We start from the raw sequence: 13,369 nt of genomic DNA, 5'->3' as shown, positions 1-13,369 counted from the left end.
AGCCAGCCCGCTCCGACATGAACACTGTTTCCCGCGCCGACCGCCGCCTTCCGGTCACCGTGCTCTCCGGCTTCCTCGGTGCCGGCAAGACCACCCTGCTCAACCAGATCCTGCGCAACCGCGATGGCCTGCGGGTGGCGGTGATCGTCAACGACATGAGCGAGGTCAACATCGATGCGCAGTTGGTGCGCGATGGCGGCGCCGAACTGCGTCGCACCGAAGAGACGCTGGTGGAGTTCAGCAACGGCTGCATCTGCTGCACGCTGCGCGACGATCTGCTGCAGGAGGTGCGGCGCCTGGCCGACAGCGGCCGCTACGACTATCTGCTGATCGAATCGACCGGGATCGGCGAGCCGATGCCGGTGGCGGCGACCTTCGCGGTGCGCGACGAACACGGCTTCAGCCTGAGCGATATCGCACGGCTGGACACGATGGTGACGGTGGTGGATGGCAGTGCCTTCCTGGCCGATTTCGGTTCGACACTGCGCCTGGCCGAGCGTGGCCAGCAGGCGGGGCCGGATGATGATCGTGGCGTGGTCGACCTGCTGTGCGAGCAGGTGGAGTTCGCCGATGTGATCGTGGTCAGCAAGGTGGACCAGGTGGACGACGAAGTGCTGCAGGACACGCTGGCCGTGCTGCGCGGCTTGAACCGCGACGCGAAGCTGCTGCTGTCCCGCTTCGGCGATGTCCCGCTTGCCGAGCTGCTGGATACCGGCCGCTTCGATTTCGAGCGCGCGCAGCAGGCCCCCGGTTGGGTGAAGGAACTGCGTGGCGAGCACACGCCGGAAACCGAGGAGTACGGCATCGGCAGCTTTGTCTATCGCTCACGGCGGCCGTTCCATCCCGCCCGTTTCGCGCGCACATTGCAGCACGGCATGCCCGGGGTGATCCGCAGCAAGGGCTGGTTCTGGCTGGCCAACCGCATGGACTGGGTGGGTGAGTTGAACAGTGTGGGCGCGGCCACACGCACCCAGGCGGCGGGCTTCTGGTACGCGGCGCGCGAGCGGGTGCGCGCCGGCCAGGAGGACACCACGCCGCTGCTGCCGCCAACACCGCTGCCTTACAGCGATCTGGGCTGGGCCCGGCAGCAGGCCGACTGCTGGAGCGCGCCGCTGCCGGACGTACGGGAATTCCCGGACGCGGCCGCGCACTCGGCGATGGCACGCCTGTGGCATCCGCTGTGGGGTGACCGCCGGCAGGAGCTGGTGGTGATCGGCGTGCACATGGACGAGCGTGTGGTGCGGTCGGCCCTGGATGCGTGCCTGCTCAACGACACCGAGCTGCAGGCCGGGCCCTTGCTGTGGCAGCAGATGCCGCAGGCGTTCCCGGTGTGGAAGCGTTGATGCGTCTGCGCCACGCGTGGATGAGAGGCTGGCAGTAGATCCACGCCATGCGTGGATGAGAGGCTGGCAGTAGATCCACGCCATGCGTGGATGAATGCCTGCAGGAGCCGAGCACCTGCTCGGCCCTATAACGCATCGCGCCACCGCCAACCTGCATCACCGACCTGCAGCACCTGCGTTGGCCGCAGGGCCTGCAGCAGGTGGGTGTCATGGCTGACCATCAGCAACGCGCCCGGCCACGCCGCCAGCAGTTCTTCCAGCGCCTGCAGCGCGGCAAGGTCCAGCGCGTTGCCCGGCTCGTCCAGCAACAGCAGCTGCGGGGCAGGATCGGCGTACAGCACGCTGGCCAGCGCACCCTTCACCCGCTCGCCATCGCTGAGGCTGCTGGCCGGGCGTTGGACGCGCTGCGCATCCAGGCCCAGCAGGGCAAGACGCGTACGCAGTTCACCCGCATCGGCCGCGGGATTCGCAGCGCGCACGGCATCGAGAATGCTCTGCTCACCTGCAAGCCCCAGCAGTTGCTGGTCGAGCAGGGCCAGCGGCGCATGCCGCTGCACCTGACCGCTGCGCGCCGCCAGCTGCCCGGCCAGCACGCGCAGCAGCGTCGACTTGCCGCTGCCGTTGTCGCCCACGACGGCGATGCGCTGGCCGCGCCTGATCTCCAGCTGCAGCGCCGCGTTGCAGCCATGCGGCAGCACCAGATCGTGCGCCTGCAGCAGCCGGGCCTGGCCACGCTCGCTCTCGCCACTGAACAACGCCAGTTCTGGCGTCACATGTACTGCCGCAGCGGCGGCACGCACCTGCGCTGCGCTGGCCTGCAGGCGGTCGCTCTGGATCTGCTGCGCACGGCCGTGGCTGGCTTCGGCGCGCTGCTTCTGCCGACCGAGCAGGATCGGTGCCTGGTTGGCCTCGCGCGCTTCGCGGTTGCCACGTGCCTGCCGCTGCTGCTGGCGCTCGTTCTGTTCGCGCGCGCTGCGTTGCTGCTGCCGGTGCTGGGCACGGGCATGCTCCAGCTGCGCGGCGGCGGCCTCGCGTTCGGCGGCGCGTGTGTCGGCATAGTGCTGCCACGGTCCGCCGTAACGATGCAGGCCGTGCGCGTCCAGTTCGACGATCTGCGCCATCTGCGCGAGCAGGCCACGGTCGTGGCTGATGGCCAGCAGGCCGCCCTGCCACTGCTGCAGCTGTACGTACAGCTGGTGGCGATGCCGGGCGTCGAGATGATTGCTTGGCTCGTCGAGGATCAGCCAGTCCGCGCCGCTGGCCCACGCACCGGACAGCGCCACCTGCATCGCCTGGCCGCCACTGAGCCGGGAGGCGGGCTGCGCCGGATCAAGGTCGGCCGGCAGCTGCATCGCCTGCCACTGCTGCTGCAGGCGTTCGCGCAGGTCCCAGTGGTCGCCCACGCAGGCGAAATCGGCTTCATCGATGCTGCCTGCTTCGATGCGTGCCAGTGCCGCCAGTTCGGCGCCGACGCCGGCCAGTTCACCCACCGTGCCACGCGGCGGATAGCCCGGCGTAGGCAACAGGAACACCTGGCCACTGCGGTGCACGCGGCCATCGTCGGGTGACAGCTGGCCGGCGAGCAGGCGCGCGAGCACGCTCTTGCCGGCGCCATTGGCGCCGACCAGCCCGGTGGCCACCGGTTCGAAGGAAAAGGACAGATCGGAAAACAACGGTCGGCCATCGGCCAACCGATACGACACGCGATCGAGCGTGAGCGAATGCGAAGTCATGCGACCTCCATGGATGCCTGGTTCTCCCCTGCGCGCAGGGGCGGGAAGAGTCGGGCCGTCTAGTGCGAAGACGGCGGCATCACTGGCGCATTGGTCGCGAGCCTCGGTGGGGAATGAGCGGGCAGTATAGCGCCGCGAGCTGAATGGTCGCGGCCGTGGCCCTGGGTCAGGGCACCGTATCCAGCCGCGCGCCGACAAATTCGATGAACACCCGCAGCTTCGGCAGCACGTGGCGGCCGGAGGGCCACAGCAGGTGGAAGATGCCGCAGGAATGCACGTGCTCTTCAAGCACGGTGACCAGCCGGCCATCGGCCAGTGCATCGCGCACCGAATGCACCGGCACGAACGCCAGGCCCCCGTCGCGCAGCGCCAGTGCCACCCGCGCTTCGATGGTGTTGGCGACCAGGTGCACCGGCAGATCCTGTGCCGTTTCGCCTTCGGGCCAGAGGATCGGCCATGGCTCGAGCTTGCCGGTGCTGGGGAAGCGGTAGTGCAGCAGGCGGTGCTGCAGCAGGTCGCCCGGCGTGCGTGGAACGCCATGCCGTCGCAGGTACGCCGGCGATGCAACCACGCGGCGTGGGAACACACCGAGGCGGCGTGCGGTGAGGCGTGAATCGCTGGGCTCGCCAACGCGCAGCACGGCGTCGAAGCCTTCCTCGATGACATCGACCAGGCGATCGCAGAAATCCAGCTCCAGCCGGATGTCCGGGTAGGCCGCCATGAATTCGGCCATCAGCGGCAGGGTCAGGTCGCCCACCAGCGGCAGGCTGATGCGCAGGGTGCCGCTGGGGGTTGCATGTTGCTGGGCCAGTTCGGTGCGTGCGGCATCGCGTTCGTCGAGGATGCGGCGGCAGCGTGCCAGGAACAGCTGGCCCTCGGCCGTGAGGGTGATGCTGCGCGTGCTGCGGTGGAACAGGCGCACGCCGAGTGCGTGTTCAAGCCGGGCCACGCACTTGCCGGCGGCCGAGGCGGAGATGCCCTGCATGCGGCCGGTGTCGACGAAGCTGCGGGTGTCCGCGGCGTGGACGAAGGTCTGCAGGTTGGCCAGGTTGTCGAGGACGGACATGGGGAAGGTCGCTGCGAAAGTGGGCAGGGTAGGGCGCGGCAGTCCGGCCCGCTGACGTGGCCCGCGCAACACTGCGGTGCGCGGGCCTGGCGGGGCGGTGCGGCCCAATGGTTCCGGGCATCATGCCGATTGCGGACCTTGCGGTCCATGATGCACGGAGCCCCGCCCCGCTTTGTGCCGGCGCCGGAGCTGCCTACCGTGGCGGGCCTCTCCCCACGGATCACCCCGATGACACTCGCCCTTCCTGTTGATACCGCACCGGCGCTGCCCGCGGTGAGCGCACTGCTGCGGACCGTGCATCCGCAGCGCCTGGTCGGTGCGGTGGTACTGGTGCGCGAGCACGGCGTGCTGCGCCACGCCAGCGCCAGTGGCCTGGCCGACCGTGAATCGAACACGCCGATGCGCCGCGACCACCTGTTCCGGCTGGCCTCGGTGAGCAAGCCGCTGCTGACCACGGTGATCCTGCGCCTGGTAGCAGACGGGGTGCTGGACCTGGACGCGCCGGTGCAGCGCTGGTTGCCGGCGTTCCGCCCGGCACTCGCCGATGGCAGCCGCCCGCCGATCAGCCTGCGCCAGCTGCTCAGCCACAGCAGTGGGCTGGGCTACCGCTTCCTGGAAGCCGATGCCCAGGGGCCCTATGCGCAGGCGGGTGTGAGCGATGGCATGGACGCGAACCCGGTGACGCTGCAGCAGAACGTGCAGCGTATCGCGCAGGCGCCGCTGTTGTTCGCGCCGGGCAGCCAGTGGCTGTACTCGCTGGGCGTGGATGTGGCGGGCGCCGTGGCTGAAGCGGCCACCGGCGAAAGGTTGCAGGTGTTGTTCGACCGGCTGCTGGCGCAGCCGCTGGGCCTGCGCGACACCGCGTTCGCCACCGCCGAGGGTAGTCGTCTGGCCACGCCGTATGTCAGTGACATGCCGCAGCCGCATCGGTTGCGGGAGGGCGAGGTGGTGCCTGCGTTCGAGGGCTCGGTGGGCATCGAATACAGCGTGGCGCGGGCGACCGACTCACACCGCTATCCGTCGGCAGGCGCGGGGCTGGTGGGCAGTGCCGATGAGGTGATGGCCGTGCTGGAAGCGTTGCGCGATGTGCGCGCCTCGCAGCTGCTGCCGGACAGCGTGGTTGCACAGATGGGAACCCCGCAGGTCGGCGAGCTGGGACCGGTTGATCCGCCGGGTTGGGGATTCGGCCTCGGCTTTGCGGTGCTGCGTGATGCAGCGGCCAGCGGCACACCGCAGACCGCAGGGACATGGCGTTGGGGCGGTGCTTACGGCCACAGCTGGTTCGTGGACCCGGCGCGTGGCCTGAGCGTGGTCGCGCTGACCAACACGCTGTACGAAGGCATGCATGGCGCGTTTGTCGATGAACTGCGCGATGCGGTGTACGCCGATCTGGAGACGGTGCGATGAGCGGCCACGCAATCGATGCAGCGGCTCCGGCGGGTGAAGCAACGCGCTTGCCGTGGCGCGGGCTGCTGGCACTGGCCGGTGGTGGCTTCATCACTCTGCTGACCGAAACGCTGCCAGCGGGCGTGCTGCGGCCGATGGGCGAGAGCCTCGGCGTCAGCGACGCGGCCGCAGGGCAGCTGGTGAGCGTGTATGCACTGGGCTCGGTGCTGGCTGCGTTGCCGATGACCGCGCTGACCCAGCGCCTGCCACGCCGTCCGCTGCTGCTGGCGGCGATTGCCGGCTTCATGGTGGTCAACACCGTAACCGCGCTGAGCCACGACTACGTGCTGACCCTGGTGGCGCGCTTCCTGGCGGGTGTGGGCGCGGGCCTGCTGTGGTCGCTGGTGGCCGGCTATGCCGCGCGCATGGTGGTGCCGGAACTGCAGGGAAGGGCGATCGCGGTGGCGATGATCGGCTCGCCGCTGGCGTTGTCGTTGGGAGTGCCGGCCGGCACCTTGCTGGGCCAGCAGATCGGGTGGCGCTGGGCGTTCGCGTTGATGAGCGTGCTGGCGGTGCTGCTGCTTGGCTACGCCCGATGGGCGCTGCCCGCGTTGCCGGCGGCCGGTGCAGGCCGGCGCATGTCGCTGGGTTCGGTCTGGCGCATGCCCGGCATCCGCAGCACGCTGCTGGTGATGGTGCTGTACGTGCTGGCGCACAACGTGCTGTACACCTACATCGAGCCGCTGGCGGTGCAGGCCGGCGCCGGGGCGTGGCTGGACCGGCTGCTGCTGGCATTCGGCATCGCCGCGATCGTGGGCATCGCCATCGCCGGCTGGGGCGTGGACCGCCACCTGCGCGCGCTGGTGTGGGCCAGCGTGATCGGCTTCGTGATGGCGGTGGCTTCGCTGCTGCTGTGGCCAGGCGTGCCGGGCGTGCTGCTGCTGGTGACGATCCTGTGGGGCGTCGCGTTCGGTGCGGTACCCACCCTGTTCCAGACCGCCCTGGCGCGCCGCGCCGGTGCCGCCGCCGACCTTGCGCAGTCGATGCTGGTGACCGGCTGGAACCTGGCCATCGCCGCCGGCGGCGTCGGCGGCGGCCTGATGCTGCAGGCCAGCGGCGCCCAGCACCTGGCCTGGCTGCCGTTGCTGCTGCTGGTGGTGTGCGGCCTTTGGGTCTGGGCGCGGCCGAAGGCCTGGACGTAGGCGTCGATCGAGGGTGACGGGGTTGCCGGCCAGCGGCCGGCACTACCCCGGCCGAAGCTCAACAGCGCGCGAGCGCAGCGACCCGCTGTTGCTTTTCTCTTCTCTATTTACGTGGTGGAACGCCGCAGAGATCTGTCCCGCCCGGCCAGCCCACGAACCGCTCTTAGCGACCCACCACGAGGGGCGGCGCCGTTCGCCGGTTACTCCCCTGCCTGCTCGCGCTCGAACGGCACGCTGCGCGGATTCTGCATGTGCTCCCGCGCCGCGCCGTACTGCTGCTGGCGCTTGCGGTGAAAGGCGATGAACTCATCGCGCGGCAACGGCCGCGAGAACAACCAGCCTTGGCCGAACTGCACGTGTTGGCTGTGCAGGTAGGCCAGCTGCGCTTCGGTTTCCACACCTTCGGCCACCACCCACAGGCCCAGCTCGCGGGCCATGCCGATGATGTGCGGCGTGACCGGGCTGGTCGCGCTTTCGGTGCCGATCGCATCGACGAAGGACTTGTCGATCTTCAGCGCATCCAGCGGCAGCTGCTGCAGGTACTGCAGGCTGGAATAGCCGACGCCGAAATCATCGATGGCCACGCTGTGGCCCGCGCGCCGCGCCGCGGCCAGCATGGTGCGGGCACGGTCGATGTCGAGGAAGCCATGTTCGGTGGCCTCCAGCCAGATCTGCTGCGGCAGGATGCCGCTGCCGGCCATGCGCTGCGAGATCACCTTCAGCGCCCGTCCGCTGCTGATGTCCTCGGCCGCCAGGTTGATCGCGATGTGTGCACTGCGATCCTCGGCCAGCAGCTCACGCATGTCGGCAACCACGTTCTCGATCACCAGGTCGGTGATGGCGGCGATCATCCCGGCTTCTTCTGCCAAGGGAATGAACAGGTCCGGACGCACCTGCGTGCCGTCGGGGCGCTGCCAGCGCACCAGCGCTTCGGCGCCGACGCAGATGCCGGTGTCCAGTTCGATGATGGGCTGGTAGTGCAGGTAGAGTTCGCGGCGGCGGATGGCGATGCCCAGTTCGCCGCGCATCGACAGCCGTCGTCGCGACAGCCAGATCACCAGCCCGGCACCGGCGGCGGCCATCAGCAGGCCCAAGGGCACGAACAGCCACGCCTGCTGCCGGAACGTGGCCGCCAGCGCGGTGCGCGGCGCCGTGGCGATCGCCAGCCATTCACCGCTGCGCGCGCTGGCATACAGGGTGTCGCGGTCCAGGCCTTCGCCGGGCTCACGCAGCAGGCGCTGCAGCAGGGCCGGGTCCATGCCATCCTGCTGGGTCAGCAGCCGTCCATCCGGACTTGCCAGGGCCAGCCGCACGTCCGGATCGACGATGACGTCGACGAAGCGCCGAGGGTCGACCAGCACGTCATAGGACCCGTACATCATGGACAGCATCGGCCGCCGGCCAGCCGCCTCGGGGCGCACGTTGACGGTGATGCCGGCACCATCGCTGGTGACGTGGTCCGGCGTGGGCTGGTCCACATCCTGCTGGAACGGCCCCCACGACGTGCAGCGCAGCTTGCCGCCCTCGAAGTAGCCCATCTGGTCCGACGACGGCGTGGTCATCACCAGGGTCTGCATGCGCTGGATGTGTTCGGCCCCGCAGGGCGGCAGCACAGTGGCCTCGGCCGACTTCAATGCCGCCAGTGCTTCCTGGTAGGACACTTCGGTACGGCGCAGGCTGCGCTCGGCGATGGCATGCAGCCGCTGCTGTTCGACACTTACGGCACGGTCCCAGGTGGCATAGACCATGACCGCGATCGGCACTGCAGCGGCCAGCACGGCCAGGACGGTGCCGCCGATGATGACCCGCAGTCGGCTCATGACCGGGGCTCCAGAGAGGTGTGCAGGGCTGGGCACATGGGCGGGGCCGGTCCTTGGGCGATGGCGGTATATGAACACGGCGCAGGGCTGGGCGGAATGGGACAAAGGCGGTAACGGGTCACATTGTGGTGAAAGTGACACTTGCTGACGGCCCTGGGCCGTCCGGCGCTGGCGTTGTGGCAGCGGGAGGACTAACGTCGAACGCTTCACCCGCCCCTTCCCGCGCCCATGACCGAGCCCGCCACGCCCCCCGAGCACCTGCGCCGCAGCCTGTCCAACCGCCACCTGCAACTGATCGCCATCGGCGGTGCCATCGGCACCGGCCTGTTCATGGGTTCGGGCAAGACCATCAGCCTGGCCGGCCCGTCCATCGTGTTCGTCTACCTGATCATCGGCGCGATGCTGTTCTTCGTGATGCGGGCGATGGGCGAGTTGCTGCTATCCAACCTGCAGTACAAATCCTTCATCGATTTCTCCACCGATCTGCTTGGCCCATGGGCCGGGTTCTTCTGCGGGTGGACGTACTGGTTCTGCTGGATCGTCACCGCCATCGCCGACGTGATCGCCATCGCCGCCTATGCGCAGTTCTGGTTCCCGGGACTGGAAGCGTGGAAACCGGCGCTGGCCTGCGTGATGCTGCTGCTGTCGTTGAACCTGGTGACGGTGAAGCTGTTCGGCGAAATGGAGTTCTGGTTCGCGCTGATCAAGATCGTGGCGATCTGCGCGCTGATCATCACCGGTGCTGGACTGGTGGCGTGGGGCTTCACTTCGCCCAGCGGCCACACCGCATCGCTGTCGAACCTGTGGAATGACGGCGGCATGTTCCCGATGGGCCTGGTGGGTTTCTTCGCCGGTTTCCAGATCGCGGTGTTCGCCTTCGTCGGCATCGAGCTGGTGGGCACCACCGCTGCGGAAACGGCTGACCCCGAGCGCAACCTGCCCAAGGCGATCAACTCGATCCCCGTGCGCATCATCATCTTCTACGTGCTGGCGCTGATCGCGATCATGGCGGTGACCCCATGGCGCCAGGTGGTGCCGGACAAGAGCCCGTTCGTGCAGCTGTTCGTGCTGGCCGGCATTCCCGCCGCCGCCAGCCTGATCAACTTCGTGGTGCTGACCTCGGCCACGTCCTCGGCCAACAGCGGCATCTTCTCCACCAGCCGCATGCTGTATGGCCTGGCCGAGGAAGGCCACGCGCCACGTGGCCTGTCCAAGCTCTCGCGCGCTGCAGTGCCGGCACGGGGCCTGCTGTTTTCCTGCCTGTGCCTGCTGGGCGGCACCCTGCTGATCTACCTGATCCCCAACCTGGTGACCGCCTTCACCCTGGTGACGACCCTGGCGACGGTGTTGTTCATCTTCGTCTGGTCGCTGATCCTGGTGGCCTACATGGTCTACCGCCGCCGCTACCCCGAGCGCCACGCGGCCTCGATCTTCAAGATGCCCGGCGGCGTGGCGATGTGCTGGGCCTGCCTGCTGTTCTTCGCCGCCGTGCTGGTACTGCTGAGCCTGCAGGCCGACACCCGCCAGGCGCTGATCGCCAGCCCAGCGTGGTTCGTGCTGCTGGGCGCCGGTTATTGGCTGCGGCGGAAGATGGCGAGATAGTCAGCAAGACCCTCGCCAACAGATCCAACGGCCCCGGTGAGTCCCCTCCACGCATGGCGCGGATCTACGTGTCGACCAAGGTCGACACCCACCGACAGCCGCATGAGATGGCGCAGTAGTCAGCAACACCCTCGCCAACAGATCCAACGGCCCCGGTGAGTCCCATCCACGCATGGCGTGGATCTACGTGTCGACCAAGGTCGACACCCACCAACAGCCGCGGGAGATGGCGCAGTAGTCAGCAAGACCCTCGCCAACAGATCGAGCGGCCTCGGCGAGTCCCATCCACGCATGGCGTGGATCTACGTGTCGACCAAGGTCGACACCCACCAACAGCCGCATGGTCGACATCCTTCAGCCGCCGCGGGAGATGGCGCAGTAGTCAGCAAGACCCTCGCCAACAGATCGAGCGGCCTCGGCGAGTCCCATCCACGCATGGCGTGGATCTACACGTGTCGACCAAGGTCGACACCCACCAGAAGCCGCGTGGTCGACACCCATCAACAGCCGCATGGTCGACACCCACCAACAGCAGCACAGAACACCGTTCCCAGATCGCGGAAATCTGTCGAAGGCGGGGTGGGTCCGGTTGCGGGGGCGTGAGCCGCATGGATGCGGCGACCGAGCCTACATGGACGTATTCACGGCGTCCCCCGCAACCGGACCCACCCCGCCTACCTTCAGGAAGCCAGCTTCTGCTGTTGCTTCGGCTGTTGCTGCGGCCGTTGCTTCTGCGGGTGCCGGGCGCCGCCCGGCCGAACCCCCCATTCACTCAGTGTTAGCGGCCGCGGCCGGATCATCCCGCCGCCATGTCCCTCCGTCCCGCCCTCGTCGCGCTGTTGCTGCTGTCTGGCCTGTGGCCAGGGCTGGCCGCTGCGCGCACGGTCTACCGCTGCGTGCAGGGCAACACCGTCAGCCTGGCCACCGCACCGGAGCCCGGCTCGCGCTGCACGCCGAAGGAGATCGAGGACAGCGCCGTGCAGACCCCCAACCTGTGGGGCAACATGGGCGTGTTCAGTGGCGTGCTGTACGAGCGCGAGCAGGACGGCAAGCTTGTCTATTCCACCCGCAACCTGCCCGGCTCGCGGGTGTTCCTGAAGTTCACTGTAGCCACACCGCCGGGCGAACCGGCGCATGAAGGCCTGGGCAAGGTCGGCAAGCCCCAGCTGGCCCAGCACGCAAAACAGTTCAAGGCGGCGGCCAAGGCCACCGGCGTGGACGATGCCTGGTTGCGGGCGATCGCCCACGCCGAAAGCAATTTCGACGCGCTGGCGGTGTCCAGCAAGGGCGCGCAGGGCGTGATGCAGCTGATGCCGGACACCGCGCTGGAATACGGCGTGCGCGACCCGTTCTCGCCGCAGCAGTCCATCGACGGCGGCGCCCGCTATATGCGCGCGCTGCTGCGTCGCTACAACGGCGACCGTCCGCTGGCAGCGGCGGCCTACAACGCCGGCATCGGTGCGGTGGCGCGCTACAAGGGCGTGCCACCGTATGCCGAAACCCTGGCCTACGTGGACAAGGTGATGGCCCTGTATACGCGCTACCGCGAAGCGATGGGCATCCGTATCGAAGTGCCGGCGAAGTAGCCGGTGCTCAGCGCGATGTGGCGCTGCCCACCAGGTCGTAGCGCTCGATGCGACCGACGCGCGAGACTTCGGCCTGCACGTCGGCACGCTGCTTGAGCTCGCGCCACGCGGCATCGATGCGTACATCGCCCGGCAACGAGGGATACACGCGCATGTCCTGCAGGCTGGCCAGCGCATCGCTGCGCTCCAGCGGCGAGCGCAACTGCTCGATCAGCACGGCTGCGGCCCCATCCAGATCACCTTCTTCCAGCAGCATCTCGCGATGGAACAGGCGCGCGTCCTGGCGCTGGTCGACGATGACCGCACGTGCTGCGGCGGCAGCGGCGGCATCACCGCGCTGGCGGGCAGCGGCGAATTGGATCACTGCCTGTGCGGCCTGGCCATAGCCGCTCAGATCGCTCAACGTGGCCATCGCGGCGCCTGCTTCCTGCGCCTTGCCCAGTGAGCTGAGCACGAAGGCGACGTTCATCTGGTGTTCCAGGCCATCCGGCCCAAGCGCGCCGATGCGCGCGGCGAGCTTTGCCGTCTCCGGCACTTCATCGGTGCGCCCCAGGCGGCGCAGCGCCGCGACGCGGCTGTTGAGCAGCCACGCCAACCACTCCGCTTTGGCGGCGGACGGCGCCTGTCCTTGCGCGACGGCCTCGGCCAGATCATCGGTCAGTGCCAGGACTTCCTCGTTGCGGTCCAGCATCAGCAGCGTGCTGCTGAAATCCACCAGGCGTGCATCGAGGTCACCATCGAGCAGGCCCGATACACGCAGGGTGTCCAGATGGGCCTGCGCTGCCTTTACCGGATCGAAGCGTGCATCGTGGCGATCCACGTAGCGGTCGAAGCGCTTGTCGCTGCGCAAGCGGATCAGTTCGGCCGGAGTGTCGATGCGTGCCAGCGTGGTCGGGATGGCATCGCCGCGACCGTTGTCGGCCTGCAGCGTGGCCAGATCCAGCCACAGCCCGGTGGGTTCGGTGCCTGCGATCTTCCAGCCGTTGTCGAACAGCGCCTGCAGCAGCGCCATGCGTTGCGCGGGCTGCTCGCGCAGGTGGTACTGCAGGTAGCTGACGGTATGGCGGTCGATTGCCAGCGGGCTGTCGGCACGCGCCAGCGCCTGTGTCAGATGCTCGAGTGCCGCTGCGGGTTGGTCATCGTTGAGATCCAGCGAGACCAGCGTGGTCAGAATGCTTGCATCACCCGGCAACGCCAGCAGCGCCTGCTGCAGATAGCGCCGTGCCAGCGCGGGTTGCTTCTGCATGGCCGCCGTCCAGCCGGCAATCTGCGCGGCGCGGCCGCGGCGCGCAGCATCGAAATCGGCCAGCAGCGGGCTGTCCATCAGCCGTTCCATGGCGATCAGCGCGGCCAGTGTATTGCCGCTGCGGGACTGCTCGATGGCTGTATCCCACTGCTGCGCGTACGCAGCATGCGAAGCATCCATCGCTGCATCGGACGGAGATTGCGACGGAGAGGTGGGCGTCCGCGGCACGTTCGCCGAGGCGGTCGTGCTGGTCAGCGCGGCAAACAGCAGCGCGAAGAGTGGGGTACAGCGGGGCATGGTGGGCCTCCGTCCATGGAGCGGACATTGAACCTGCTGTGGCAGCGCAGGACAAGCGCTGTGAAAGGGCCCTGACCATCGGCCATGG

At 68.4% G+C, this 13,369-nt stretch carries 9 protein-coding genes; 5 read left to right on the top strand and 4 right to left on the bottom strand.

Going from position 1 to position 13,369, the window contains the following annotated elements:
* Positions 1 to 17: 17 nt before the first annotated feature.
* Positions 18 to 1,343, top strand: coding sequence for a GTP-binding protein (locus J2X70_RS14605; protein ID WP_301870231.1), 1,326 nt, complete (start codon positions 18 to 20; stop codon positions 1,341 to 1,343).
* Positions 1,344 to 1,468: 125 nt separating this feature from the next.
* Here the strand turns inward: J2X70_RS14605 and J2X70_RS14600 are convergent, their stop codons facing one another.
* Together J2X70_RS14600 and J2X70_RS14595 are read right to left on the bottom strand one after the other, a co-directional pair.
* Positions 1,469 to 3,076: an ATP-binding cassette domain-containing protein gene (locus tag J2X70_RS14600; RefSeq protein WP_140228222.1), complete on the bottom strand. Its 1,608-nt coding sequence runs from the start codon at positions 3,074 to 3,076 to the stop codon at positions 1,469 to 1,471.
* A gap of 166 nt (positions 3,077 to 3,242) precedes the next feature.
* Positions 3,243 to 4,142 carry a LysR family transcriptional regulator gene (locus J2X70_RS14595; RefSeq protein ID WP_140228221.1) on the bottom strand — a complete coding sequence of 300 codons (900 nt, stop codon included), beginning with the start codon at positions 4,140 to 4,142 and terminating at the stop codon, positions 3,243 to 3,245.
* A 228-nt stretch (positions 4,143 to 4,370) separates the two neighbouring features.
* Between J2X70_RS14595 and J2X70_RS14590 the strand changes: the two genes are divergently transcribed.
* Positions 4,371 to 5,549 (top strand): serine hydrolase domain-containing protein, encoded by a 1,179-nt coding sequence (locus J2X70_RS14590; RefSeq protein WP_140228220.1) that lies wholly within the window; start codon positions 4,371 to 4,373, stop codon positions 5,547 to 5,549.
* The gene (locus J2X70_RS14585) at positions 5,546 to 6,730 is read left to right on the top strand and encodes an MFS transporter (protein ID WP_025879193.1); all 1,185 of its coding nucleotides are present in this window, start codon (positions 5,546 to 5,548) and stop codon (positions 6,728 to 6,730) included. The genes J2X70_RS14590 and J2X70_RS14585 overlap by 4 nt, the downstream gene beginning before the upstream one ends.
* Before the next feature lie 200 nt (positions 6,731 to 6,930).
* Here the strand turns inward: J2X70_RS14585 and J2X70_RS14580 are convergent, their stop codons facing one another.
* Entirely contained in the window at positions 6,931 to 8,550 is a 1,620-nt protein-coding gene (locus J2X70_RS14580; RefSeq protein ID WP_025879192.1) for an EAL domain-containing protein, read from the bottom strand.
* 228 nt (positions 8,551 to 8,778) lie between these two features.
* Here J2X70_RS14580 and cycA point away from each other — a divergent pair, with 228 nt between their 5' ends.
* Positions 8,779 to 10,152: a D-serine/D-alanine/glycine transporter gene (gene cycA, locus J2X70_RS14575; RefSeq protein WP_080150650.1), complete on the top strand. Its 1,374-nt coding sequence runs from the start codon at positions 8,779 to 8,781 to the stop codon at positions 10,150 to 10,152.
* 809 nt (positions 10,153 to 10,961) lie between these two features.
* Positions 10,962 to 11,738 carry a lytic transglycosylase domain-containing protein gene (locus tag J2X70_RS14570; protein WP_033830232.1) on the top strand — a complete coding sequence of 259 codons (777 nt, stop codon included), beginning with the start codon at positions 10,962 to 10,964 and terminating at the stop codon, positions 11,736 to 11,738.
* Between the two features lie 7 nt (positions 11,739 to 11,745).
* Here the strand turns inward: J2X70_RS14570 and J2X70_RS14565 are convergent, their stop codons facing one another.
* Complete coding sequence (locus J2X70_RS14565) at positions 11,746 to 13,281, bottom strand: hypothetical protein (protein ID WP_309910940.1); 1,536 nt, start codon at positions 13,279 to 13,281, stop codon at positions 11,746 to 11,748.
* Positions 13,282 to 13,369: the final 88 nt, after the last annotated feature.

The organism is Stenotrophomonas sp. 1337 (genome assembly GCF_031455455.1).
GTDB classification, from domain to species: Bacteria; Pseudomonadota; Gammaproteobacteria; order Xanthomonadales; family Xanthomonadaceae; genus Stenotrophomonas; species Stenotrophomonas indicatrix.
Note: the sequence above shows the minus strand (reverse complement) of the source record. Positions and strands in the feature narration are given on the sequence as shown.